The following is a 25,475-nucleotide window of genomic DNA, read 5'->3' on the forward strand; positions in this document are numbered from 1 at the left end:
GACCGGAAACCTTTATGGCCGAGGCATGCCCCCGCACTCGTTCAACTCCAGTCAAGCCCAATGCCATCCTCCCCGGCGGCGGCCTTTTTTCGCTGCGACAGATCTAAGCAACCTTTGTCGGCGGAACATCAAGGACAATCCGGAGTTCGGTAGTCGCGGCGCCTGCCCCTCCCAATCCCTTACATGGCGCCCGCGTCGGATGTGGCATTTCCTCCGACAAGAGCCCGCATCGTTCCCCTCGGTGCGGGCTCTCCTATGTGACAAACCGGCCGAGGTAGGGCCCCTCAAGGCAGAACGGTCTCCGACGCAACAAAGCGGCTCGCCGAGAGTTGGGTTCTGTTCAACGGGCCAGTGCAGCATGACCAGATTTTATTTCCACGTCGACAACGGCACCTTCACTCCCGATCCCGATGGGGTCGACCTCCCGGATTTGGATGCGGCGCGGGTGGAAGCGGTGCGTGCTGCTGGCGAGATGATAAACGACAACAAGCAGTCGTTCTGGCAGCATATGACCCCTTGGATCATGAATGTGACGGACGATGCAAACCGCCTCCTGTTCACTCTTCAATTCGCTGCAAAAATACCGTCTGGAGATGCGCTGTACATTCCTCGAACTCAGGATAATCCAGGGTCGGCTCGAGAATCAAAATCGCAAGAAACCCGCTCCGGGCCTCATATCCCAGGCGGGCCATCATAGTAGGAACGCGAGTGCGCCGTAGAGGATGGCCTGCGCGAGGAACTCGCCAGCCTCATCGGGTTCGTGCCGTCCGAGTCCGTCTGGCAGCGGGTGTCCCGCAGGCGGGAGGCTGATCTGTCGGTACCGGAGCGCTGGCACGCAGGGCGCAGGCCACGCGGCGGTCGGCGATCTGCCGCTATTTCACCGAGGCCGATCATCGTCCGCGCCGCAATCAGTGTCCCCAGACCTTGGCTGTCAGCGGCCTAAGTTCGGCGATTGCTGCAGCGAACTCGAAGATGTCGGCTGCGAACGCATCCTCGGCGCCGATCGATTTGCGCGGCCGATCCGGCTCGACCGCGTGCTCGTCGATGGCTCGCGCGATCTGATAATACCAGAACCCCGATCATGGTAGGGCGCGATGTCTGCATTGGCCCGGATCGTGAGGATTGCGTAGGCTTCCGGCCAATCGCGCGCCGCCGGCCGCCAGGTGCCGGCGAAATAGAACCAGTCACCGTTGGCGATGCGAAAGCTGTAGTTCTTCCCCTGGCTTCGGTGCCGAAATTCGGACGCCGGCACGAGGCAGCGATGGCTCGGGAATGACCGGTCCTTTGCGCGCACCACCGGCCGAGGCCGGCGACGACATCGAAGGTGCCGCTGGTCAGCGCCCCCGCCAAATTCTAATCCCATCCGGACATGGTCGGGGCCATCGACGTTGTTCTTCTAAAACGCTCTTCGTTGGCCGCCCTAGCAGGCCCGTAGCTCAGCCAATGGCTGCAGTGCCTGATGGTATCCGGACAGGCGGCGCTCATGGCTGTTGCGACAATGGTGATTTCCGTCCCAGTTTCTTCACCATTTCAGTCCTCCTCGTGAGGTTGATCGCCCCGCTTCGGAGTTGGCCTCCCGTTTTGTCGTGCCGAGAGATGGTTGAGTAGGTTGAGGGTCATCCTCCCCACGTCATTCATGGTTCTGCCGGCTGGCAGCGCGCCGCACCAGGCGACCGAGCTTGCTGAAAAGATCAGGCCACCCGCAGCAAGGTTTCGTAAGGTCATTTCAGCGCAGCGACGGCAGGCGCGTTCTTCATCACCGCCTCCATACCAGCGCGAGGAATCCTGAAAGAAGCTGGCTGGAAAGTCTGTCGCGCGGGCGATCACGATGGTATCGGCCGACGTGCCCAAGGCCGGATCCGTCGCATCCACCTCGTAGCCCGCGGCAGCACCCAACACGATGCCTTCCGATCCGAAGGTTTCGTTGTCGATGCCTTCGAACAGCCATGCGCATTCCGGCGCGTGGCTCTCGGGCGTTCGCGTGAACGGGCGCGCTCCGTCGAAACCCATCAGCGAAATCGCCCCGCCGACCAGCGAAAATTCGCCGCGACCGCGAGAGCGAAGGTGGCCCCCAGGCTCATTGGTTATCGACAGATGTTGTTCGCTGATCGGACCGTCCCATGTGCGGCCCGATTCCAGGGGCGAGCGGCGCAATTCCATTAGGTCGTCCTTGAAAGCGACCGTTCCGGCAAAGCCGTTTCCGCCGAGATAGGCGATGCTGCCGCCCTCGGCCGCAAATTGCCGCAGTGCGCCTTCCATTTGGGTCGACATGTATTCCGGGTGGCTTCCGGTCACGACTGCCCGATGCCCGCGAAGGTCTTCGATCCCATGCTGATGCAGATCGTGATCGGTGACGATGTCGAGCGCGATACCGTTCTCGTTGCAGAATCTGAGGAAATGCAGATCGACCGGCAAGTTGTGAGGGCAGCCGCACAGGGGATAGTTGTAGTCGTCCCGCAATGTCGCCTTGGGTTTGCGATAAGAGCAGATCGACACGCCGCTGAGGTCGGAGTGGTAGTCGTAGAGCGACTTGAGATTGTTGGCGACGGCAAAGCGGTGCCCGCGGTCATCGCATTTCCATTCATAGAGATGGTCGGGGAGATACTCGTCCGCGTAGGCGAGATAGGTCGCGGTCGGCAGCAGATAGAGCAGAGGCGAGGATACACGCGCGGAGGTGACGAAGAAGACGATGCGCTCGTAGCCGCCGTCCCATTCCACCTGGAATGCGTATACACCCGGCTTTGCATCCGCCGGCACGACGGCGCGATGGGAAGCGGGCCATTGGAGCGGTCCCATGTCATCGTCATGGCAATGGATGGCATCGTAGTGCGAAGGGACGAGCCGGGGATCAAAGCTCGATCCGTTCCAGCGCGCCGATGTCACGCAGAAGGTAGGCTGATTGATCACATCGAGCGCCAGCGGAACCGGGCCGCCGCACGACAGGATCTGCCCCGTCGGCAGCAGAGACGGAAAATCCCACGCGATTTGCCCTTGAGAAGTCTTCAGCCGAATAGCCGCGTATCTCGCATTGAGCGTTAACTCGCTTCGAGAGCCGCTCGCTCCGAGGAGGATGTCCGTCTGTTGCCGATGCCATCCGGCGTCGCGCAAGGGCTGCTTGAATTCATAAGGGGCGAGGAGGTCGTGAGATTTCAGCTTGAAGAACGGCTCGTCCTCATGCAGGCCAAGCTCGACGGTCAGCCAAACGCCTAGCGGAGGCCGCGCAGTGAACAGACGATGATTCCGCATCTCCAAGCTGATCGCCCCATCGCGAAAGCTCAGCAGCAAGGACCCTGCTTGCAGGATCGTGCGCGGCCCAGTATTGCGGGTGAGAAGCAGCTCAAAGCGGATGCCCTTGATAGCCGGCGCCTTTGCAAGCTCCTCGGCACGCAGGCGAATGTACGATCCTTGATCGAAGCCGCGATGTGCGTCCGGCTCGGATGTCGCCTCGATTGGCCAATTCACAAAGTCCGCGGCTTGCGTGTCCAGCCGGCATATCCGCACGCTCTCCACCGATCGGCTGCAGGAGAGGCAAAATTCCACCCACTGGCCGGGCCTCACGCTCCAGGGCGTGGCATAGCCGACCGCGCCCATCGCGCCGTGGTCAACCAAGCGGCGCATCAATCGTGCCTCTGAAATCCATGAAGGACGGAGCGACTTCGCAGTCGTGGTGCCAGATCGGCCGGTTATCGCGCATAGCCCTCAATCTCCATGACCCTAGCTTCAGCTATATATCCGGTTCGGGTAGCGTGCCGATAGCTTCGGATCGTTCCGAGTGGACGGGCTAGCGAAGCGGCGCATCCGGCTGGCGATCGTGACTACATCGAGGAGCGGCGGCGCGTGGCCCGCTGGCATGGAGTTGCTTCCATCCCGTCGCGTCGCCAATTCGATTGGAACGCCTCTTCCGGCCGGCGAAGACACTACCGCTGCACCAGCCCGATCGATTTGTATGTGCTTGTATAGGTAAGTTACGCCGGCTAGGCTCGTGAGAGGTCGCAACGCTGCCCGTGCCAAGGAGGACTTATATGCGCAACGCTCCGCTCTTTGACCTGTCGGGCCGGAAAGCGCTTGTCACCGGCGCAAGCCGCGGCATCGGCAAGTCGGGCCTGCTCGGCATGACGCGCGCGCTGGCAGCCGAGTGGGCGGATCTGGGTCAAGGCCATCGCCCGGGCTATTTCAGGACCGCAATGACGGAAGTCTTCTACGGCAACGAGGCATGTCGGCAATCAATGCTCGCCAAGATCCCACAGCACGCCCGGGTCCGAACACCGTTTGGTTCAGATGCGATCAAAGGTGAAGGATGTTAGAAGGCTGGTGACGAAATTGCTTGCCTTCTCTTTGACGAGAACCTCGGTCCATTCGTCGTTCCCTCGCAGCCTCAGGTCCGTGGAGATGCTGTCTATCGCATCCTCCTCGAGGCGCTTAATATGGGACAAGAATAAAGCCTCGTCGCCTGTCTTATAGATGTCCCGCACGACTAATCGGAGAATTTCCTGGATTGCGATTTGCCAGGCGGTATTAATTTTCTGAAGCTCGTCCATTTCGCTGGTCATCGAGATTTCCTCGATCATCATGGCTTTGGGGCGCAGCCAATGTTCCATCATTCGAAGCGCACATTCCGCCGAAAATTAAAAAGGTCAGGCAGATTTGCCTGACCCCATTAGGTCTCGTGCTTTCACAGTGCCAGTACATCCGTGGTCAAAGGAAAGCTGACCCGATCAAACGGCCTGCAGCTTACCGGCAGACATCTTTCCTGACTTGCTGTCCCGCTCAAGTTCGTAGCCAATCTTCTGGCCCTCAACGATCTCACGCATACCGGCGCGCTCGACGGCAGAGATGTGAACGAAAGCGTCGGCGCCGCCGTTGTCAGGCTGGATGAAGCCGAATCCTTTGGTGGAATTGAACCATTTAACTGTGCCAGTGGTCATCATGAACCCTTTCATAGCAAATATTGAACTATGGCAGCGCGAACGCGCTGCCGACCGAAGATGACGATTTTGAAAGAAAGTTCGTTCAGGGCGCGTTGCCAAGCGCGCGATAACCAAAGCTCAGCCAGCAATATCGACGACCAGCTTCTATGCTGCCTTTCCAACAATGTCAACTTTTGGTTTTTTTGGTCGCCGAATACAACTTATTGATGTTCGGGCGAACACGTGCACGATCTGATGAGAGCTGAGGAGGTGGCGGATGCCGAGCCTCCAGGGAGGAACCCACCACTTGTCGGGGATAGACGGCCCCAGCGGACCCTTGGCAGTTCGATGCCACGCAATGTTCAATCGGCCTGCTGGGCTCGCTCCAGCTCCTCAAGCAGCGAGACCTCTTGGTTGGTTAGCGATTGGTCGATCAGTTCCAGCCCCAGCAATTTCCGAAGGGCACGCCGATTCGCTTCGGTCCTGATAAGCCTGCGCACGGCTTTTGCGACCACCGCCTGCGGTTCCGGCCCCATCGATTTCGTACTTTCCTGGACGCCCCCGCCGGGAACGCAAACTTGGCCGCATAGGTTCCAGGTATCTTTAGCTGGGCAAAAGAAACGGCGTCTCCTATCGGTCGCGCCGCCAGCTCCGCGCAAAACCAATCAGCACCAATATTCCCGCGTCCTTGGCCGCAGCCTAGGTTCTTGGAATACACCGTGCCTGGCAATGAAATCTTCAGGAAAGTTTGCCAGGCTCGCGGCTTGCGACACCCCGGATCGGGTTCGAATGGATGATCAGGAGAAAGCGCAAGGCTTCGGCTATGACAGATCTCATGCACCTCGATGTGCAGGATGACCCTGGGTTAGCTGCCGAAGTTGACCGGCTTCTGGCGCACCGAACGCGCGATATCCGCCTCAAAGGTGAGGTCAAGCGTCGGTTTCGCGCACGAGTCTGGTCGCAAACGGCGAAGATCATCCGCGCCTGGATGATCTGGGTGGCTGTGTTGGATATTCTGACGCTGGCGCTCAACATGCTGGTGCTCCCAACCGCAATCGCGCGATCTATGCTCCTGCCTGGAGCCATTATTCCGCCTGCCGTCATCGCAGTGGTTCTCGTATGGCGAAAGCCGAGCCCCTCCTGGCTCGAAGGAGCTTCGCTGATTACAGGTATGTTCCTGATCTTGTTGTCGATTGCCCTGGTTGGCGTAGCGGCTGGCGGCGAGTTCTATGAACGGCAATTGAACGTCATGCTGTTCGTGGCCATTACAGCCATCATCATCTTCGGTATCCCGCTGGTCTGGACGGTCACGATTGCGGCGCTGGCGCTCGGACTGTATCTCGTGTTTCAGGTGCAGAATCCGGCCATCGAGCATGGGAGCGCGATTGATGGAACGCTGTTCTTCGCTAGCGGCATCTTCGCGACCGTTGCAGCCCGGCGCATCATGACAATTCTCGCTCAGAAGACTTTCCTGTTTGAGTTGCGCGATCGGCGCAGGGTCGCCGAATTGGCTAGGGCGAATGATCGGCTGGAACTGCTGGCGAACACCGATCCGCTCACGGGCATCGCCAACCGCCGCTGGATGACGGAAACGCTCGACCACCTGTGGGGAACTGACAAACGTTGCCTCAACGGTGCTGCGATGCTTATGTGCGACATTGATCACTTCAAAAAGCTGAACGATCAGCTCGGCCACGCGGAGGGCGATCGCTGTCTGGTGGAGGTCGCCAATATCATCCAGGAAAACGTCAGGCGCGATCGAGATCATGTTGCCCGCTACGGTGGCGAAGAGTTCCTCGTGCTCCTGCCTGGGGTGACGGACGAAGAGGCTGTCTCTGTGGCTGAGCGGATTCGTAAGAGCGTTGAGGCCGCTGCTTTGCCCAACCCAGGATCCCGCGTCTCGCGCAGCGTCACGCTCAGCATTGGAGTTGCAGTTCAGACTGCTGACGAGGCCAGTTCACCGGAGCAGTTACAGGGCCAAGCGGACGCCGCACTTTACCTGGCTAAGCAAACCGGCCGGAACCGGGTCCTGCTCCACGGCGCGATGGACCAAGTTAGCCGCTCTTCGTGATCATAGGCCAGAGCCCAAGCTAAACCGCAAATGGATTGCTCACCCGATGGCTGTCTATCGAATGCTCATCGAGACGGCGTAACATAACAGAGAAGTGCATCTCCGCTCGGCTGGTAATTCCCTGAGAACCCGCTAGAGATTTCGTGTCTCAATCATCGAGGAGTTGTTGCGTGTCCGAGCAAGCATTGAATTCGCAGAGCGCATTGATGGCCCTGACAGCCGATATCGTGTCGGCTTACGTCAGCAATAATGCAGTGCCGCCCGCGTCCCTGCCTGAGCTGATTCAAAGTGTGAATTCGTCCCTCTCCAAAGTCGGGCAGCAGGTTGAACCCGCAAAGCCGGCTCAGCAGCCTGCCGTCAATCCGAAGCGATCGGTGTTTCCTGACTACATCATCTCGCTTGAAGACGGGAAGAAGTTCAAGTCGCTCAAGCGCCATCTCAGCGTGCATTACGGCCTCACTCCTGATGAGTACCGCGAGAAATGGGGCTTGGCGCGCGACTATCCGATGGTCGCGCCGAACTATGCGGCTCAGCGATCCGCTCTGGCAAAGTCAAGCGGACTCGGTCGAAAGGCATCGAAGCCGACGAGGAAAGCTCCGGCCAGGCGCGCGACGAAATAAAGGCCCGCATCTTGAGCCGGTAGGCGCCATCTTCTCGCTCCAACTTGCTTCATTGAGCTGCTCACGAGCGCCATCCCGTCAATCCGTTTACACGGGGATCATTTTCGCGCGCCAGCCAAATTATCGCAGCTGTTCAGTTGGATCCCGGTCTGCCTCCTTCGCACCGACGATGGTGTTGGCCGGTTTGCACGCCGTCCCGAAGGTGAGGACAACTCGAGCGATTGAGCTGTCGCTCAGGTCTCTCGAAGAGGCGCACGAGGATATCGGGCACCCCGCTCCAGGCGAGTATCTCGGCTTCGCCAACCTTCTGCACGCATGGCCAAATGGCGCCTCGCTGGATCTGAAGATCGGCGATGACTGGCGATTTATCGGTCTTGGCGTGCGGGCGGACGCGCAGGCCCGCGGCAGTGACGAGCCCCTTCATATGATCGAGATTTGCCTCGGAGGCATTGAGGTCGATGAGGAGAGCGGGCGTGTCGATCTCCTGGATCGACATGCCGGGCAGGGTAGGCGGGCGTTGCAGCATGACGCATCGTTCCGATCACATCGGCTTTTTTGGGCGGTGTCCGTTATCGGACGCGCCGACCTCGTTAGAGGGCCGCAACGAGCTCGGCTGTGTGCTTTCCTATGGAAGGCAGGATCGTAAGGTTTGCCGAGATCTGCTCGCCTTGGGTGAAGACGACGCTGGTGAAGCGCTTGCCGCCAGCCAGCTCGACATGAACGGCGTCGTGGCGACGGTAGCTCGCGCGCGGATCGCCTGTCCAGCCCGTCCAGCCCGCTTTCGACCACAGCTTGGCGCCTTCCGGCAGGTCAGCGCCCATATAGTTGAGCACCTGCGACAATGGACGCTGCACGAAGCCGGGGTCGCGCGGCCGATGCAGGAAGTCGGCCATGATGCGCGAGCGTTCCGGCGAAATCATCGCGCCATCCATGATGCGGGAGAAAATGGATGTGGAGGCATCGGCGGTGAGCCGGTTGTGGTTGTTGCCGCCAACCTCGACGAATATCTTCTCGCGACCATAGCGGTCATCGTCCATCAGTTTCTGGCAGACATTGATGCCTTCGAATTCCGGCAAGGCGAGCTGCTTGAAATAGGCGTTGATGCTGTTTCGGGCCGCCATCCAGCGCTGCATCTCTTCTTCGCTAAGCTCGGTGTCGCCGGTAGTCCCGGTCAAGTTATCGATGATGTAGTTGGTGGCATTGTTGCTCGACCACTTGATCATGTCGTGCATGGCCCGCTCCAGTTCGGGAGTCGCCTGGACTTTTCCGGCGTGAAGGGCAGCCTGCATGGCGACAAGATAGAAGACCTTGATCACGCTGCAGGGATAGAAGGAGGCGTCGCCGTTGTAGGAGTAACCTGTCGGCAGCGTCCCACCCTCGCCATAGGCCTTCACTCCCTTCGGGGGATGGAGCAACAGCGTGAAAGCGAATTTGTCTTCTGCGAGCCCGCAGGAGGCGAAGCGGTCCAGCGCTGTCCGCACGATTTGCCTGCCCACCGCTTCAATCTGCTTCGACTTCTGAAAGAACATCACTGATTTCCTGTAGCTGGATATACCGATCCGGGATCGGCAAAGGGACGGGTCGCGGCCGGATTGAGGCAGCGCACCCCATGCTCGCCGGTTTGGTGAAGATCGGGGTGCCGGACCCGGCAAGGGTGGATCACATGTGAGCAGCGCGTCGAAAATCCGCAGCCTATCGGTGGACTGAGGGGATCCGGTATTTCGCCCTCGACGCTCGGTACACTGGTGCGCCTTTTCGGATCGGGGATCGGGATCGCCGCGAGCAGGCCGCGCGTATAGGGATGCAGCGGCCGAGTGAACAGCGCTTCGGCGGCCGCAGTCTCGACGATCTCGCCCAGATACATCACGGCAACACGATCGCTTATGTGGCGCACCACATTGAGGTCATGGGCGATGAAGATCAGGGCGATATTCAGCTTCGCCCTGAGGTCCTCCAGGAGATTGATGATCTGCGCCTGCACCGAGGCGTCCAGGGCAGAGACAGGTTCATCCGCGACGATCAGTTGCGGTTCGGCGGCTAGGGCCCGGGCGATGCAGATGCGCTGGCGCTGGCCACCGCTGATGGTATGTGGCAATCGCTCCTTGAGCGCAGGCGCAAGGCCGACCATCAGCATCAACTCGTCGACGCGCTCGCGCCGCCGCGCCGCATCGCCTGCGAGCCCATGCACACGGAGAACCTCCTCAAGCGTCTGACCGAGCGTCATGCGCGGATTGAGCGAGGCGTAGGGATCCTGGAACACCATCTGGATATGGCGAGCGCGGGTCCTGCGGTTTTCGCCGGCCGAGATTGGAGCACCCTGCCAGAGCATGTCGCCATGCTCGGGCGTTTCGAGGCCGGCGATGCAGCGTCCGAGCGTGCTCTTGCCGCACCCCGACTCCCCGACCACGCCGACCACTTCGCCGGGCCGCACGGTCAGCGACACATCGCGCAGGGCCCGCAGAGTCTGCCTGGGCGAGCGCGTGACGACGTCGCGGAAATTTCGGGCCATCGGAAAGGTCTTCGAAATATGGTGGATCGAGAGGAGCGGTTCGGTCATGCCGGCTCGCCGATCCTGATGCACGCGGCTGAATGGCCTTCCTGGATGGCGGCAAGGGGCGGCTGCTGCAACTCGCAAGCCGGAATCGCCAGCGAACAACGCGGATGGAAGCGACATCCAGGCGGCGGTGCGGCCAAGCTCGGCGGCGAACCGCCGATCGGCTGCAGTCGCCCGCCCCGGCCGCCATGGGCCGGCAAGGCATTGAGCAAGGCACGCGTATACGGGTGGGAGGGCTTGGCAAAGAGCTGTTCGGTCGTGGCGAGTTCCACGATGCGGCCGGCATACATCACCGCGACCCGATCGCAGGTCTGCGCCACGACGCCGAGGTCATGCGTGACCAGAAGCACCGCCATGCCGATCTCCGCCCGCAGTTTTAGGATCAATTTGAGGATCTGGTCCTGCACGGTGACGTCGAGCGCGGTGGTCGGCTCGTCGGCAATCAGCAGCTTGGGGCGGCAGGCAAGCGCGATGGCGATGAGGACACGCTGGCGCATGCCGCCGCTGAAGGCATGGGGATAGCTGTCGAGCCGACGCTCAGGCGCCATCACGCCCACTGATTTCAGCAGCGTGATCGCCTTTTCCCTAGCCTGCCTCGCGCTGAGTTTCTCATGTTGGCGCAGACCTTCCTCGATCTGGCGGCCGACCTTCATGGTCGGGTTGAGGGCCGTCATCGGATCCTGGAAGATCATCGCGATCTCGCTGCCCCTGACTTTCACCAGATCCTTGGGCTGGAGAGCCGCGAGGTTGCGCCCTTCGAAGGAAATCGAGCCCGTCATCGCCGAGGGCCTCGAGCCGCCGAAGAGCTGGATCAGCGAGCGGCAGGTCACGCTCTTGCCGCAGCCGGATTCCCCCACGAGGCCGAAGACTTCGCCTTGCCGGATCTCGAAACTCACATCGTCGACCGCCGTCGCCGCATTCGGGGCCTTGCCGAAGGTGACCCGCAAGTGCTCGACCGCGAGGGTATTGTGCGCGGCGCTCATGCCTTCGGCCTTAACAGATCATCGAGGCCGTCGCCAATCAGCGTGAAGGTCAGGCCAACCAACACGATGGCGAGGCCCGGGAACAGGGAGATCCACCAGCCGTCCTGGATGAAGTTGCGCCCATCGGCGATCATCACGCCCCATTCCGGCGTCGGCGGCTGGATGCCGAGACCGAGGAAGCCGAGCGATGTGACGCCGAGGATCGTGAGGACAACGTCAGCCATCATGAACACGATGGCAGGAGTAATCACATTGGGCAGGATATGGCGCAGCATGATGCGGGCATGGCTGTAGCCCAGCACCGATGCGGCTAGCGTATACTCGAGCCGGCGCGCCAGGAGGACCTCGCCGCGCACGATCCGGGCGAAGGAAATCCAGACCACCAGTGAAAAGGCGAGATAGATGTTGGTGGTGCTCGGCCCCAGCGCGCCGACGATGCTGATGACCAGCACGTAGAAGGGAAAGGCCCAGAGGATGTCGACGAAGCGCATGATCACACGATCGATCCAGCCGCCGAAATAGCCGGAGACCAGACCGATCGTGCTGCCGATCAGGAAAGGCAGGAGGACGCAGACCGCCACCACCTGCATGTCGACCTGCCCCGCCGCCACCACCCGGGCGAGGACGTCGCGACCGAGGTCGTCGGTGCCAAACGGATGCTGCAGGGTCGGTGCCAGCAGCGGATTGCCGAAATCGAGCTCCTCGGGATCGTAGGGCACAAGTGAGGGCCCGAAGAGGCTTGTCAGCACGATCACGGCGAGCAGGAAAAGGCCGACCTGCAGATTGCGGTTTTGCTTGAAGCGCCGCACCGTCTCCTGGCTGAGCAATTTCATGACAGGCTCACCCTGGGGTCGACAATCGAATAGGCAATGTCTGCGAGAAGGTTGATGACGACGACCAGCACCGCGAAAGTAACGGTCAGCCCCTGGACCATCGGATAATCACGAGCGCTGATGGAGGCGACCAGCAACGAGCCAAGGCCTGGAATACCGAACACCGTTTCGATCACCACAGTGCCGCCGATGACCCAGCTCGTGTGAACGGCCAGCACAGAGATCGTCGAGGTCAACGAGTTGCGGAACACGTGGCGCCGGAGCACAGACCTTTCTGGCAGGCCCTTGGCGCGCGCCGTGTCGACATAGTCGGCTCCCAGCACGGCGATGATGGAGCTGCGCAGCGAACGGATCGTCAGGGCAGCTGTGCCGAGAGCGATGATGAAGGCCGGCAAGGCGAGATGATGCAGTTTGTCGAGCCAGTCCTGGCCGTAGCCGGACACGGGAAAGATCGGCACGGCAATCGCCAGAGGCAGCACGAGCAGCACGCCAAGCCAGAAAGGCGGCATCGCCATCGCCGTGACGAAGAAGAACTTGACCGCATGGTCGACCGCGCCATTGCGGCGCACGGCGGTGTACATGGCGAGCGGGATCGTCATGAGGACGGCGATTACCGTGCTGAGGCCGACCAGCGCCAGTGTCGGCCACAGCCTCGCGATCAGCAGCGGGCCGATCTCGGCCTTGTAGGCAATCGAACGGCCAAAGCTGCCCCTGGCGATATCACCGAGAAAGGAGAGATATTGCTGCCAAAGCGGCCGGTCGAGGCCGAGCTGGCTCGTCAGCGCCGCGATATCCTCGGGCGTGCCTCGGCTTCCGAGCATCAGCGTTGCCGGATCACCCGGCATCACGCGCAGCAGCAGGAACGCCACGATGGTGATGCCGAGAAGGACCGGAACGAGCTGCAACAGCCGCGAGATGCAGAAGAACAGGAGGTTCATTTAAAAAATATTGCCTGCCAGCCCACCGGTCATGGCGCGCCGTAGCGCTTCGCGACGACTATTTCACCACCACATCCTTGAGCACATAGTTCGCTGTCGGCACCACCTCGAAGCCGCTCACATTCTTGCGGTTCGCATAGGCTGAATTGGGCGTGTAGAGAAAAATGAACGGGGCCTGCTCATGCACGACCGCCTCGATCTCCTGGAACTGCTTGGCCCGTTCCGGGCCATCCGGGGTCTGGCGCTCGTCGGCATACAGTTGGTTGACCCTGTCGCTCTTCCATTGAGTATGGAAGGCGTTGGCGCGCTCGGGATTTACCGCGGTGAAGCCCACAAGCTGGTCGGGATCGATGGTGTCGCTTGTGGCGTAACTCAGCGACATTTCGTAATTGCCGCTCTTGGTGGTGCTGAACTGCGAACTGTCCTCGATGGTCTGCAGGGCGACCTCAACGCCAACTTTCCTGAGCGAGGCCTGAATGGCGCTGGCGACCTGGCGTGCGGTGACGTCACCGGCCGCGACCAGCATGCTGGTCTTGAACCCGTCCGGAACGCCGCCTTTGGCGAGAAGCTCCTTTGCTTTGGCAAGATCGACGGGATAGGGCTTCAGCTTTTCATTGTGGTAAGCCATGACGGGTATCGAGGACGTCGTCGGCTTGGCGTTGCCGCGCAGGATGCCCTTGACGATTGCTTCCTTGTCGAGGGCGTAATTCAGCGCCTGGCGGACCGATTCATTGTCGAAGGGCTTCTTGGTGGTGTTCAACTGCACCAGGTCGACGCGAAACACCGGCGCGGCGTGAACATCGATATCGGCGTCCGTCTTGAGGTTTGCTGCCTGGTTGTAGGGAACGTCGGTGATGGCATCGAGTTCACCGGCCTTGAGCTTCAACACCCTGGAATTGTCTTCGGGCACGACCTCGATCGAGACGGCGTCGATGCTCGGCTTGTTCTTTTCCCAATAGTTGGGATTTTTCGTCAGCTCCTCCCCCTGGCCGCGGGTCCAGCTCTTCAGCACGAAAGGACCGGAACCGATCGGATGTTCGAAGAACTTGTCCCCTTGTTGCTGGACCAGCTTGGCCGGCAGGATCGAGGCGCTGAACAGAGCGAGATTGTTGAGGATCGGCGTGAACGGCTTGTCGAGCTTCATCACGATGGTGTGGTCGTCGACCACCTGATAGCTGGTGATCGGCTTGAAGAAGCGGGCCCATTCCGATTTTTCGCCGGCGGCGCGCTGCAGCGAAAAGGCGACATCGGCGGCGGTGACCGGCTGGCCGTCCGAGAATTTGGCTTCGGGACGCAGCTTGAAGGTGAATTCCTTGCCATCGGGCGAAATCGTCCAGGATTCGGCAATCGCCGGCTCCAGCTTGCTGCCATCCTTGCTGGGACGCACGAGCTGGTCATAGACCTGCAACTCCAGCCAGATGGAAGAATTGTCGCTTGAGGCGATCGGATCGATGGTCAGCGCATCGGCCCGGACCCCGAGCCGGAAATCGGCGGCGTGGGCCGTCGCCAGGATCGCGGTTGACGACAGGAGGGTGGCGGCTATCGCGCTTTTGAGGAAGGACGCAGGAGCAAAGATCGTAGACATGGGCTGGTTCTCCTCTGGTGTCGCGGTCAGGGCGACGATGGTGCCCGGAATTATGGTGGCCCGCTCGAGCGGACCGCCAGTTCCCAGGTCATGTCCTCCGATTTCAACGCAAACGCCATGGCCGGTCAAAATGTATTATCGACGGCATACATAACTTTGGGTTATGTGCTGCCGCCATCAGGAGGGTTCGGCATGCGGCTTCGTCATATCGAGGTATTCCATGCGATTAAGCAGACGGGCTCGATCAGCAAGGCAGCAGCCCTGCTCGGCGTGTCCCAACCAGCAGCGAGCAAGGTGCTGCAGCACGCGGAAAGTTCTCTGGGCTTCAAGCTGTTCGAGCGGGTGAAGGGGCGGCTTCTCCCGACGATCGAGGCCGAAGCGCTCCATGTCGAGGTCGCCAAGCTTCACACCGGGATAGAGCAGCTAAAGATGCTTGCAGCCAACCTGCGTCGTTTTCCCGAGGGCCGGCTCCATATCGGTTGCCTGCCAAGCCTCGGTCTTTCGATCATGCCGCAGGCGGTCAGCGGCTTTCGCCGAAGCTATCCCTCGGTGACCTGCGAGGTGGAGACCGATCATATCGAAGCACTCGTCACCGCCTTGAGGGCCCGTCGGCTGGATTTTGCAGTGACGCTATGTCCCGGCGAGCATCCTGGGTTGCGCACGGAAGTTCTGGGAGAGGTCGAACTCGTCTATTTCGGTCCAAGGCCGGGCCCCGACATCGCCTTGGCAGAAATAGACGGGCTAGATTTGGTCGGAGTTTCATCGAAGGATAAGATCGGGGCGCTCATCGCAATGCATCTCGAGGCGGTCGGCCGGCATTTCAGCCCTTCGATAGAAGTACAGACCTATTTCCTTGCTTGCGCGATCGCGACGGCAGGGAATGGGGCTACAATCGTCGATGAACTCACCGCTCGCAGCATGCTGCGCGAAGGTTTCCACATCCGACGAATTGTGCCGCGGCTTTCAGTCGAAGTCGGTTTTCTGACACACGAAACGCATATCAGTCGAGGTTTTTATGCTGATTTCATCCGAGCATTGAAGACAGCACTGAATTCCTACCGTCGGAACGACAGCTGATCTCGGCGAGTAACCTCGATTACTCTGTGCACATGGGCGTCGCGGCCCCTCCCTCAAGGCGTACCAGCCGAGGTGGAAGCAACCATTGAAATCGCAGAACAGGAGACCTGATCCACGACGGCCCAAACAATTAATCCCAAAGACCTTCCGGTTCCGCAGACATATAGCCAGGTGGTCTTTGCGACAGGCACAAAGTTGGTTTTCATCTCCGGCCAGGAGCCCGAGGGTTTGGATGGCAAGCTTGTTGCGCCCCAGATGTCGGCCCCTGCGGCAGCCCTTGCTAGCCCTGAAAGCAGACATTCGGACGTGCAACCGGATCAGTTTCTGGGACCTCAGATATTTTCCGGCGTAACTATTTCGAATGGTATCGACCGCTGCAGGGTGGCCAGCTGTGCCTGTGGGTGGATGACGTCGATCATTGTCTGCACGAGAAGGGCCGATGTGGCTTCGAGAGGATGACAGAGAGCTGCAGTGATCAATCCTTCCGAAAGGCCCCTGCGTGTCTCGGGCCCAATGTCGCGGCATACCACCTTGATAGCTGCGCGCCGTTCCGGTGTGACCTCTTTTAGTGCTCGAAGCACGCCTGTGATGCCGCCGCCAACGATCAGAATCCCCACGAGGTCTTCGGCCGTTTTCAGCAACTCGGCCACCATGCGATAGGCTTCGCTTGGTTCCTCATGAGTGGGGCGGCTTTCCTCGACCGTTAGGCGAGGCGCGTGCTCGCGCAGATAGGAGCGGAAGCTGGCGTCGGAGACATCCTGGCATTGGTACCGGTGGTTGCCGATGAAAACCGCAATGCGGCCTGGACCTTGGGTGGTTTGCGCCATCAGGAAGGCCGCGGTCCGCCCCAGCTTCCAATTGTCGGTACCCACATAAGCTGCCCTTTCGGGTGCGGACTGATCCGTGATGTATGAGACGACCGGCTTTCCCACCTCCTTCAGGGCGCGGATGGCCTGACCAACGATTGGGTGATCGGCCGCGACGACCGCGACAGCGTCGCATTCCTCGCCGAGCGCGATAAGACGGTTCGAAATGGTCTCCGGCGTCAAAATATCCACGAAGTCGACAACAGGATCGATGACGTCGTCCCGACGCTCGCGACAGGCGGCAACAATCTTCTTGCCGAACAACTGATAGAGGTCACGAGTCGACTGCTGCAGCAGGAAACCCAACCGGTAATGCGGTGATATCTTGCGGGCCCGATCGTCGATCGCCCCGATGGCGTAAAATCCGATTTCCTCCGCTGCGCTCTGCACGCGTTGGATCGTTTTCGGCCGCACCGAAACGGTGCCGCCTAAAATTCTGTTCACAGTCGCCACCGATACGCCTGCTGCGGTGGCCAGATCCTGGATTGTCGGCCGCTTCATGAACGTCCGCCCTTATCGTATCATCATGATTGTTACTAAATGATACAAATGCAACTTTGATACTATTTCTGCCTTCTCCGAATATCAACCCTCCGATATGAATTGCGCCAAGTCAGGGCTCAGCTAGGGCAAGGTCCGAACCCGCGAATGCCAGACCGATCCGGCCAGGAGGCGCTGCAGCGATGGATGACCTTCAGTATGGAACGCGCGACAAGCGCGGCAATTGGGCGCCGCACCGCCGCGCCGAGCCGGCGCCAATCTGGCACCGCCCCTTCAATGCAAAAAAAGTGGTGGCCTGGATCCCGGAGTTTTTCTGGCCGTGGAACACGTTCCATCTCGCCACGGCGCTCATTTGGGTAAATCTGCTCATCCCGAGCTGGCAGAGTCTAGCGAGCTTCTCGTTGCTCAACTACCTTTGGCTGTACGGCCTCAACGCCGCAGGGATTTTTCTGTTCTACGGCTTCTTTGAGTTGCGCTACTACATCCAGCGCAAGCAGCAGAACCGCTTCAAGTACAATCCGAAATTTCCGTCGGACGCGCCGTCCGACGTGTTCTGGTTCCAAAGCCAGAACATCGATAATTTCGCCCGCTCGTTTTTCGTCACGATACCGCTGTGGACGGTGGTCGAGATCGTGATGCTGTGGGTCTATGCAAACAGCTGGGCGGTCTGGCTGCCATGGACGACGAACTGGCTATACCTGTCGTTCCTGGTGCTTGTCGCGCCGGCGGTGCACGAGATCTATTTCTTCTTCTTGCACAGGGCGATCCATTGGCCGCCGCTCTACAAGTGGGTGCATTCGGTCCATCACAATTCGATCAACCCGAGCCCGTGGTCGTCGTTATCGATGCATCCGGTCGAAGGCTTCCTCTATCACGCTGAGGCCTGGCTGCACCTGGTGATCCCATCCAACCCGGTCTGCGCCTACTTCACGCTGCACGGCGCGGGTTTCGGCGCAGTGAACGGTCATCTCGGTTTCGAGATCTTCGAAATCACTGACAAGGTCAATCTCGATAGTCACTCCTATGTGCATTACCTGCACCACAAATATTTCGAGGTGAACTACGGCGGCGACGGACTGGTGCCCCTCGATAAGCTGTTCGGCACCTGGCACGACGGCAGCAAGGAAGCCGACGAGGCCATGAAGGCGCGCTTCCGCAAGAAAAAAGAAAAGATGCGGGGCCGCCAGGAAGGCCGCAGTGATCCGGCGTCTGGAATGCCGGCGGAATAACGAAGCAAACCTGTTTCGGCTGAGCCCGTGAGGAGCGGGCCTGGAACAGGAAGACTTTTGTCGAACCCTGCGGGGCAATCTGGGAGGAAGACCATGAAGCTTTTCAAGACACTCGTCTCGACAGCGGTGCTGATCGGGTTCAGCGCCGGCGCGACGCTCGCCGCCAACATCTTCGTCGTCGGCGGCAAGCCGGACGATCCGTTCTGGTCGATCGTCAAGCGCGGTGCTGAAGACGCCGGCAAGGTGGTCGAGGCACAGGGCGGCAAGGTCACCTGGCTCGGACCGCAGAACTACGACAATCTGGGGGTGGACGCCGCAGAGCTGATCCGGCAGGCGATCGATCAGAAGGCCGACGCCATTGTTGGGCCGGACTGGGTGCCGGAAGCCATGGACCCCGCGTTCAAAGCGGTGAGGGATGCAGGCATTCCGCTGATCATCTACAATGCCGGCGGGCTGAAAGCGGCCGATCGTCTCGGCGCCATGAACTATGTCGGTTCTGATGACTACAAGGGCGGCGTTGCGGCCGGCGAGTATCTCACCAAGGCCGGCAACAAGAAAGGCGTCTGCATCAACACGCTGCCAGGCGCCGCCAACATCGAGGCCTTTTGCGGTGGCTTCAAGGAGGGGATGAAGAACGGCGGCGGCGAAGCCGACGTGCTGCCGTTGCCGGCCACCTCCTTCGGCTCGGCCACGGCCGTCGCGCAGGCGGTCAAGGCCTATCTGCTGCAGCATCAGGACGTGAACGCCGTCTTCACCATCGGCAATGTCGATGCGAACTCCGCCATGAACGGTATTACCCAGGCAGGCAAGGTCGGAAAAGTCCACCTGTGCGGCATGAATTTCGACGAGACCATCCTGAACAACATCAAGGGCGGCCAGCAGGACTGCGCAATCGACCAGCAGGGTTATCTGCAGGGCTATCTCGCGGTTGCGATCCTGAACGGCCATGTCAACTATGGCTTGTCGGTGCCCACCCGTGAGATCCTGACCGGGCCGGGCATCATCGACAAGGCAAATGTCGAGGCTACCATCGCTGGCGTGAAAGCAGGGACGCGATAATCCTCCCGGCTGGGTCGCCCTCGCTGCTGCTGCGGGCGGCCCCTTTTCCCTCTGTCGGTGTCGGCCACATCGTTGCCGGCTGCATGTTCGCGGATACCCCATGGCACATCCCGTGACGTCCACATCAATTCCAGCCCCGGGCCGAAGGCAGTCCGCACTGGCCCTCGGCCGGCTGGCGCGGCGGCCGGAGTCGGGCTCGTTCCTCGGCATGGTCGCAGTGCTTCTGTTCTTCGGCGTGTTCGGCGGCAGCAGCTTTCTATCGGCAGCGGGTACGGCCAGCTGGCTGAACATCGCTTCCGAGATCGGGATCATCGCGCTGCCGATAGGGCTGCTGATGATCGCGGGGGAACTGGACATCTCGGTCGGCGCGGTGATCCCGGCAGCGTCGCTCACCGCTGCCATCGTCTCCGGGCATTATGGCCTGCCTGATTGGCTCGGCATTACGGCAGCGCTTGGGCTCGGTCTCGCGGTCGGCTTCCTCAACGGCCTGCTCGTGACGAAGACGACAATCCCGTCGCTCATCATCACCATCGGCACCATGTTCGGCACGATGGGATTGACGCTGGGCCTCACCGTCAAGATCGCCGGCAGCACCGGCGTCTCGCTCGTGCCGAATCCTTTCCCCAAGGCGATTCTCGGCGACTATCTCGGCGGCATGTTCCAGGTCACGATCCTGTGGTGGGTGGTGTTTGTCATTGGACTGTTCTGGCTGCTGCACGTCTCGCCGATCGGCAACTGGATCTATGCGCTGGGCGGCGACAAGGAGAGCGCGCGCAATGTCGGCATCCCGACCAAGCGGCTCACCATCGGCCTGTTCATGCTGTCCGGCTTCAGCGCCGCTTTCGTCGGGGTCAGCGAAGTGATGGTCTACCAGAGTGCGCAGGTGCTGGCGGGCCAGTCCTTCATCTTCAATTCCATCATGTGCGTCGTCATAGGCGGTGTCCTGCTCACGGGTGGCTTCGGCTCGATCGTCGGCATCGTGTTCGGCACGCTGACCTTTTCGATCGTGAACCAGGGCATCTATTTCACCAGCCTCGACCCCAATGTCGGCAGCGTCATCATCGGCGCGCTTCTTCTCGTCGCAGTGCTGACCAACGACACGTTCCGCCAGCTGGCGCTGAACTATTCGTCGAAGAGGGGAGGTCGGTCATGATGGACGCAATCAAGTCCGTGCTGCGCCGCCCCGAAGCGGGCTCGGTCCTCAGCCTTATTGGCGTGGTGCTGTTCTTCGTTCTGTTCGGCGGCGCCAATCTGGTCACGCTGGTCGGGGCGGCGAGCTGGGTCAACTTCGCGGCTAATCTCGGTATTGTAGCCATTCCGGTCGGGTTGCTGATGATCGCGGGCGAACTCGACATTTCCATCGGCGCCTTGATCCCGGCGGGTTCGATGACCACGGCCATCCTGACCGGCTATTATGGCCTGCCTATAGCGGTTGGGATCGCCGGCGCGCTTGCGGTCGGCGCGGCGGTCGGTCTCGTCAACGGTCTGCTGACCATCCGCACCTCGGTACCCTCGCTGATCGTCACGCTCGCCACACTCGTCGCCATGCAGGGCGTGGTGCTCAGCGCCTCGGTGCTTCTGACCGGCAATGCCAGCGTGGCGCTCACCGCACCGGACTGGGCAAAATTCCTGTTCGGACAGCTGATCGGCGGCAGCCACCAGGTCATCATCGTCTGGTGGGTCGTATTCGCCGCCATCATGGGTTTCGTCCTGCACAAGACGCGTTACGGCAATTGGCTCTTTGCAATGGGTGGCGACAAGGTCAGCGCCCGCAATGCCGGCATCCCGACGGAGCGCATGACCATTGCCCTGTTCGTGCTGTCCGCGGTCAGCGCAACGTTCGTCGGTATCTGCCAGGCGATCCTGTTCAATTCCGCCCAGGTCTCGGGCGGCATGAACTTCATCTTCAACGCCATCGTGTCCGTGGTGGTGGGCGGTGTGCTGCTGACCGGCGGTTTCGGCTCGGTTGTCGGGATCTTCGTCGGCACCATCACCTTCGCCATCGTCAGCCAGGGCATCTATTTCACCCAGATCGACCGGAACTGGTCGAACCTGATCATCGGCGTGATGCTTTTGCTCGCGGTGCTGATGAACCAGTCGTTCCGCGACCTGGCGCTCTATTTCCGACCGCGGCGCAAACAAGGCCTGCCGCGGGAGCCGGCGAACCCATGAGAAACGAATTTTCAGATCAGCCCCGCTTGGCCGAGCACCTCGGCGCAGCCGGATGCAGATGATGAGATGATGCCATGAACGACAAACCTGCCATTCTCGAACTGAGGAACGTCAATAAGTCCTTCGGACCGATAGACGTCCTGCACGATATTTCGCTGAGGGTGCGCGCTGGCGAAGTGCTTTGCCTGCTCGGCGACAACGGCGCCGGCAAGTCCACGCTGATCAAGACCCTGGCCGGCGTCCACAAGCCCACCAGCGGTCAGATCCTGATGGATGGTCATCCAGTGACCTTTACCGGACCGAGCGACGCGCAGGGGCGCGGAATCGCGACGGTGCACCAGTTCGGCGGAACGTTTCCGCTGATGAGCATCGGACGCTCCTTCTTCGTCGGCGTCGAGCCGACCAAAGGTTGGGGTCCGTTTAAGATCTACGACCGCAAGCGAGCCAATGAGATCGCGGTGAAAGCGGTCCGGGACTTCGGCATCACCCGCATCGATGACGGTGACCGCCTAGTAGGAGGCCTATCGGGTGGCGAGCGCCAGTCGCTCGCTATTGCCCGCGCCGTGTATTTTGGGGCGCGCGTGCTGATCCTGGACGAGCCTACCGCGGCGCTCGGCGTCAAACAGGCCTCGCATGTGCTGCGCATCGTCAACGAGGCCAAGAAGCGTGGTCTGGCGGTGATCTTCATCACGCACCAGGTCATGCACGCCATGGCCGTCGGCGACCATTTCGCAGTGCTGATCCGCGGCGCCATCGCGGCCGATTTCCGCAGAGGCGAAAAATCCCGCGAGGAGATCACGGATCTGATGGCCGGCGGCGAGACCATGGCTGACCTCGAAGCCCAAGTCGAAGGCTACTTGGAAACACATGAGGGGCATCCGCCGTCGCTCCAGGTTCTGGAGGGTCCAACCGCGCACTAGACTTTACGAAGGTATTCCCAGTCTGGCGCCGCTCCGTGCCGCCCATAATTCGAAGAAACAGGACAGAAATGACAATCCGCATTTCAGTGATCGGCGCCGGCCTGATGGGCGCGGATCATGCCAGGATCGTTGCCGAGGAGCTTCCCGGCGCAACCCTTCAATTGGTCTGCGACATGGACGAGCAGCGCGCCCGTCGCGTTGCCGACGCTTGCGGCGCCTTTGACGTTGCCACGGACCCCAAGGCCAGCATCGCGCGGCAAGACGTGGACGCCGTGATCATCGCCAGCCCCGATTTCACGCATGCGCCGCTTTCGATGGCCTGCATTGCCGCCGGCAAGCGAGTTCTGTGCGAAAAGCCGCTTTCGCAAGCATCGGCCGAGTGCGTTGCGGTGATGGAAGCCGAACAGAAGGCTGGGGCGAAATTCGTCCAGCTCGGCTTCATGCGGCGCTACGACCGTTCCTACCAGGAGATGAAACGGGCGCTTGAAGAAGGCCGTCTCGGCCGGGCGCTGATGATGCACAATTTCCACCGCAATGTCGAAACGCCGGCTGCCGATTTCACAGGTGCGATGGCCATCACCAATTCCGCCCCGCATGAATTCGATGTGGTGCGCTACGTGCTCGGAACCGAGTATGCGGCGATCTCTGCATTCCAGCCGAGCCGCTCCGATGCGCGCGTGGCTCCCGTCGTCATGGTGCTGGAAACAGTGGACGGCCAGCTCGTCAACATCGAGATCAACAACAACGCCGCCTATGGCTATGACGTTCGCGCCGAGCTGGTCGGCGAGCGCGGCACCGTTGCGACCAACAATGTCGCCTATACCCGCACGGAGTCGGCGCTTACCCAAAGCACAAGCTACGACGCCGACTGGCGGACCCGCTACTATGATGCCTACCGCCGCCAGAACCGCGATTTCCTGCGCTTTGCCACGACCGGCGAGTTCCCGGCGATCGCCTCGGATTGCTGGGACGGATACTGCGCGGCCGTCGTAGCCGAGGCCGGCGTGCAGGCGCTGAGGGAAGGCCGCCGCGCACCCGTCCAGATGATTGCAAAGCCGGAGTTCTACGCGTGAAGCTGGGTTTCGTTTCAGACAGTCTCGGCAACCTGCCGTTCGAGGCGGTGCTCGATCATGCCCAGCGCATGGGCGTATCCGGCATTGAGGTGAACACTTGCGGCTGGTCGACCGCGCCGCATTTCCGGCTGTCGTCCATGTTGGGCAACAGGGACGCCCAGAAGCGGTTTGCCGGAGCGTTCGAGGAACGCGGGTTAGAGATCATCAGCCTGAACGCCAACGGCAATCCGCTGCATCCGACCGATCATTCCCAAGGCGAAGGATTGAGAGATACCATCCGCATCGCCGGCGAGATGGGCATCCGCACCGTCTGCACCATGAGCGGCCTACCGGCCGGCAGCGCCGGAGACAGCATGCCGAACTGGGTTGTGTCCTCCTGGCCGCCGGAAACACAGACCATCCTCAAATATCAATGGGAAGAAAAGCTGATCCCGTTCTGGACCGAGATCGCTGCGCTGGCGAAGGCAAACGGCGTCGAGCGCATCGCGCTCGAGCTGCACGGCAATCAATGCGTCTATAACGTGCCTTCGCTTCTGAAACTTCGAGCGGCGGTCGGACCTGTCATTGGCGCCAATCTGGACCCCTCGCATCTGTTCTGGATGGGCGCTGACCCGCTCGCTGCCGCTGAAGCGCTGGGCGCGGCGGTTTATCATGTCCATGCCAAGGACACGCTGCTCAACGGACCCGTTCAGGCCACGACCTCGCTGCTCGAGAATGGCAGCCTGATGGACATCCCGGCCCGCTCCTGGAGCTACATCACGCTCGGCTTCGGCCATGGCGAGGAGTGGCGGCGGCAGTTCTGCTACCGGCTCAAGATGGCCGGCTATGACGGCTGGCTCTCGATCGAGCACGAGGACGTGCTCCTGAATTCGCTGGAGGGGCTGGAAAAGTCCGTCGCGCTGCTCCAGGGCGTGATGCCGTCGGCTCCTGCAGACTTCAAACCACAAGACATCTGAGGAGAAACGGGTATGCCCTGGGTGGACGCTTGTGCCGCTGACGACATTGAAGCCGAGGAGGCCAAACGCTTCGACAATGGCGGCCGGACCTTCGCGATCTTCCGCAACGACGCCGATGAATATTACTGCACGGACGGGCTGTGCACGCACGAGAGGATCCACTTGGCCGATGGCCTGGTCATGGGGAATACGGTGGAATGTCCGAAGCACGCATCGATCTTCAACTTCACGACCGGCGAGGTGGAGACGCCGCCGGCTTGCGAGAACCTCAGGACGTATAAGACGAAGGTCGAGAACGGCCGCGTCATGGTCGAGGTTTGAGCCACTATGGCCCAGCCCTTCCAACTGGCTGCCTGCGCCGAGATGCTTTGGCGCGATCGTCCGATGGCGTGGCGCGTCGCGCGGCTGCATGAAATGGGTTTCGGCGTCGGATTGTGGAATTGGCCGAACCATGACCTCGCGGCGCTCGAGAAGACTGGCGCGAGCTTCACGATCATGAACGGCTATCTCGTAGGGCGGCTCGCCGACGATGAAGGCGCCGACATGCTCTTGAAGTCAGCTTCCGAGACCGCGAAGGTCGGAAAACGCCTCGGCGTTGCCCGGTTGAACCTGCACGGCACCGGGCTCGGCGCGGGCGGTATTCCCATCGTAAAGGCCGAGGTCGAGACCGGCCCCATGTGGCTGAAGGCGCAGGACACGTTGAACCGCATCTGCGACATGGCCGAGGCCGAAGATGTCGTCTTCACGCTTGAAAACTTGAACCTGCTGGATCACCCAGGCTGCCCCTTCGGCTCGACGGCGGCGGTGCTGGCTTTGGTGTCGTCGATCGACAGGCCGCAATTGCGGATCAATCTCGACCTCTACCACACCCAAATAGGCGAGGGCGACATTGTGCGCTGGTGCGAAAAATGCCTGCCCTTCATCGGTGAGGTGCAGGTCGCCGACAATCCGGGTCGCTGCGAGCCGGGGACGGGCGAGATGAACTGGCCCTACATCGCGAGGGCCCTGTCCGACATGGGATATCGCGGGCCGGTCGGTCTGGAGGCCTTTGCCCGAAACGATGCGGAAGCGGCGCTGGACGCTTTCCGGCGGGCTTTCACGATCTGAGAAACGAACTGCGGCGGAGGCTGA

At 60.9% G+C, this 25,475-nt stretch carries 25 protein-coding genes and 2 pseudogenes; 14 read left to right on the top strand and 13 right to left on the bottom strand.

Annotated features, from left to right (window positions below; all coding sequences use genetic code 11):
- Positions 1–358 precede the first annotated feature (358 nt).
- Positions 359–697 (top strand): hypothetical protein, encoded by a 339-nt coding sequence (locus FJW06_RS17030; protein WP_140753392.1) that lies wholly within the window; start codon positions 359–361, stop codon positions 695–697.
- A 360-nt stretch (positions 698–1,057) separates the two neighbouring features.
- Here FJW06_RS17030 and FJW06_RS17035 read toward each other — a convergent pair.
- Positions 1,058–1,363, bottom strand: a pseudogene (locus FJW06_RS17035) (SOS response-associated peptidase family protein); the annotation flags it as partial.
- Positions 1,364–1,530: 167 nt separating this feature from the next.
- Complete coding sequence (locus FJW06_RS17040; RefSeq protein WP_140753394.1) at positions 1,531–3,618, bottom strand: N,N-dimethylformamidase beta subunit family domain-containing protein; 2,088 nt, start codon at positions 3,616–3,618, stop codon at positions 1,531–1,533.
- Positions 3,619–4,094: 476 nt separating this feature from the next.
- Here FJW06_RS17040 and FJW06_RS17045 point away from each other — a divergent pair.
- Positions 4,095–4,247, top strand: a pseudogene (locus tag FJW06_RS17045) (2-deoxy-D-gluconate 3-dehydrogenase); the annotation flags it as partial.
- 27 nt (positions 4,248–4,274) lie between these two features.
- Here the strand turns inward: FJW06_RS17045 and FJW06_RS17050 are convergent.
- The 3 genes from FJW06_RS17050 to FJW06_RS30165 all read right to left on the bottom strand — a co-directional run bounded on the left by FJW06_RS17050 (position 4,275) and on the right by FJW06_RS30165 (position 5,443).
- Complete coding sequence (locus FJW06_RS17050; RefSeq protein ID WP_140753452.1) at positions 4,275–4,550, bottom strand: hypothetical protein; 276 nt, start codon at positions 4,548–4,550, stop codon at positions 4,275–4,277.
- Positions 4,551–4,715: 165 nt separating this feature from the next.
- Entirely contained in the window at positions 4,716–4,925 is a 210-nt protein-coding gene (locus FJW06_RS17055; RefSeq protein WP_095769174.1) for a cold-shock protein, read from the bottom strand.
- A 344-nt stretch (positions 4,926–5,269) separates the two neighbouring features.
- On the bottom strand, positions 5,270–5,443 hold the full coding sequence (locus tag FJW06_RS30165) for a hypothetical protein (protein ID WP_181178365.1): 174 nt from the start codon (positions 5,441–5,443) through the stop codon (positions 5,270–5,272).
- Between the two features lie 287 nt (positions 5,444–5,730).
- Between FJW06_RS30165 and FJW06_RS17060 the strand changes: the two genes are divergently transcribed.
- Positions 5,731–6,978 carry a diguanylate cyclase gene (locus tag FJW06_RS17060; protein WP_181178367.1) on the top strand — a complete coding sequence of 416 codons (1,248 nt, stop codon included), beginning with the start codon at positions 5,731–5,733 and terminating at the stop codon, positions 6,976–6,978.
- 206 nt (positions 6,979–7,184) lie between these two features.
- Positions 7,185–7,598, top strand: coding sequence for a MucR family transcriptional regulator (locus FJW06_RS17065; protein WP_140753454.1), 414 nt, complete (start codon positions 7,185–7,187; stop codon positions 7,596–7,598).
- A 133-nt stretch (positions 7,599–7,731) separates the two neighbouring features.
- Here the strand turns inward: FJW06_RS17065 and FJW06_RS17070 are convergent, their stop codons facing one another.
- The 7 genes from FJW06_RS17070 to FJW06_RS17100 form a co-directional block, all read right to left on the bottom strand.
- Positions 7,732–8,124: a hypothetical protein gene (locus tag FJW06_RS17070; protein ID WP_140753395.1), complete on the bottom strand. Its 393-nt coding sequence runs from the start codon at positions 8,122–8,124 to the stop codon at positions 7,732–7,734.
- 64 nt (positions 8,125–8,188) lie between these two features.
- Positions 8,189–9,127: a serine hydrolase gene (locus FJW06_RS17075; protein ID WP_140753396.1), complete on the bottom strand. Its 939-nt coding sequence runs from the start codon at positions 9,125–9,127 to the stop codon at positions 8,189–8,191.
- Positions 9,127–10,155, bottom strand: a complete 1,029-nt coding sequence (locus FJW06_RS17080; RefSeq protein WP_140753397.1) for an oligopeptide/dipeptide ABC transporter ATP-binding protein — start codon at positions 10,153–10,155, stop codon at positions 9,127–9,129. Before FJW06_RS17080 ends, FJW06_RS17075 begins: the two co-directional genes overlap by 1 nt.
- Positions 10,152–11,135 carry an ABC transporter ATP-binding protein gene (locus FJW06_RS17085; RefSeq protein ID WP_140753398.1) on the bottom strand — a complete coding sequence of 328 codons (984 nt, stop codon included), beginning with the start codon at positions 11,133–11,135 and terminating at the stop codon, positions 10,152–10,154. Before FJW06_RS17085 ends, FJW06_RS17080 begins: the two co-directional genes overlap by 4 nt.
- Positions 11,132–11,968 carry an ABC transporter permease gene (locus FJW06_RS17090; RefSeq protein WP_140753399.1) on the bottom strand — a complete coding sequence of 279 codons (837 nt, stop codon included), beginning with the start codon at positions 11,966–11,968 and terminating at the stop codon, positions 11,132–11,134. Before FJW06_RS17090 ends, FJW06_RS17085 begins: the two co-directional genes overlap by 4 nt.
- Positions 11,965–12,906 (bottom strand): ABC transporter permease, encoded by a 942-nt coding sequence (locus FJW06_RS17095; protein ID WP_140753400.1) that lies wholly within the window; start codon positions 12,904–12,906, stop codon positions 11,965–11,967. The genes FJW06_RS17090 and FJW06_RS17095 overlap by 4 nt, the downstream gene beginning before the upstream one ends.
- A 58-nt stretch (positions 12,907–12,964) precedes the next feature.
- Positions 12,965–14,491, bottom strand: coding sequence for an ABC transporter substrate-binding protein (locus FJW06_RS17100; protein WP_140753401.1), 1,527 nt, complete (start codon positions 14,489–14,491; stop codon positions 12,965–12,967).
- A 192-nt stretch (positions 14,492–14,683) separates the two neighbouring features.
- Between FJW06_RS17100 and FJW06_RS17105 the strand changes: the two genes are divergently transcribed.
- Complete coding sequence (locus FJW06_RS17105) at positions 14,684–15,568, top strand: LysR substrate-binding domain-containing protein (protein ID WP_181178369.1); 885 nt, start codon at positions 14,684–14,686, stop codon at positions 15,566–15,568.
- Positions 15,569–15,900: 332 nt separating this feature from the next.
- On the opposite strand, the gene FJW06_RS17115 is transcribed toward FJW06_RS17105, so the two are convergent.
- Complete coding sequence (locus tag FJW06_RS17115; protein ID WP_140753403.1) at positions 15,901–16,935, bottom strand: LacI family DNA-binding transcriptional regulator; 1,035 nt, start codon at positions 16,933–16,935, stop codon at positions 15,901–15,903.
- 182 nt (positions 16,936–17,117) lie between these two features.
- Between FJW06_RS17115 and FJW06_RS17120 the strand changes: the two genes are divergently transcribed.
- From FJW06_RS17120 to FJW06_RS17160, 9 genes are all read left to right on the top strand, one after another.
- A complete protein-coding gene (locus FJW06_RS17120) occupies positions 17,118–18,164 on the top strand; it encodes a sterol desaturase family protein (RefSeq protein ID WP_140753404.1) in 1,047 nt (348 codons plus the stop codon).
- 93 nt (positions 18,165–18,257) lie between these two features.
- Entirely contained in the window at positions 18,258–19,223 is a 966-nt protein-coding gene (locus FJW06_RS17125) for a sugar ABC transporter substrate-binding protein (protein WP_140753405.1), read from the top strand.
- A gap of 100 nt (positions 19,224–19,323) precedes the next feature.
- Positions 19,324–20,376, top strand: a complete 1,053-nt coding sequence (locus FJW06_RS17130) for an ABC transporter permease (protein ID WP_140753406.1) — start codon at positions 19,324–19,326, stop codon at positions 20,374–20,376.
- Positions 20,376–21,395 carry an ABC transporter permease gene (locus tag FJW06_RS17135; RefSeq protein WP_140753455.1) on the top strand — a complete coding sequence of 340 codons (1,020 nt, stop codon included), beginning with the start codon at positions 20,376–20,378 and terminating at the stop codon, positions 21,393–21,395. Before FJW06_RS17130 ends, FJW06_RS17135 begins: the two co-directional genes overlap by 1 nt.
- Positions 21,396–21,469: 74 nt before the next feature.
- Complete coding sequence (locus FJW06_RS17140; RefSeq protein ID WP_140753407.1) at positions 21,470–22,315, top strand: ATP-binding cassette domain-containing protein; 846 nt, start codon at positions 21,470–21,472, stop codon at positions 22,313–22,315.
- A gap of 68 nt (positions 22,316–22,383) precedes the next feature.
- Entirely contained in the window at positions 22,384–23,388 is a 1,005-nt protein-coding gene (locus FJW06_RS17145; protein ID WP_140753408.1) for a Gfo/Idh/MocA family oxidoreductase, read from the top strand.
- Entirely contained in the window at positions 23,385–24,344 is a 960-nt protein-coding gene (locus tag FJW06_RS17150; protein ID WP_140753409.1) for a sugar phosphate isomerase/epimerase, read from the top strand. The genes FJW06_RS17145 and FJW06_RS17150 overlap by 4 nt, the downstream gene beginning before the upstream one ends.
- A gap of 12 nt (positions 24,345–24,356) precedes the next feature.
- Entirely contained in the window at positions 24,357–24,665 is a 309-nt protein-coding gene (locus FJW06_RS17155; protein ID WP_140542670.1) for a MocE family 2Fe-2S type ferredoxin, read from the top strand.
- A gap of 6 nt (positions 24,666–24,671) precedes the next feature.
- On the top strand, positions 24,672–25,451 hold the full coding sequence (locus tag FJW06_RS17160) for a TIM barrel protein (protein ID WP_140753410.1): 780 nt from the start codon (positions 24,672–24,674) through the stop codon (positions 25,449–25,451).
- The last annotated feature ends 24 nt before the right edge of the window (positions 25,452–25,475 follow it).

This window comes from Mesorhizobium sp. B4-1-3 (assembly GCF_006439355.1).
Classification (GTDB): Bacteria; Pseudomonadota; Alphaproteobacteria; order Rhizobiales; family Rhizobiaceae; genus Mesorhizobium.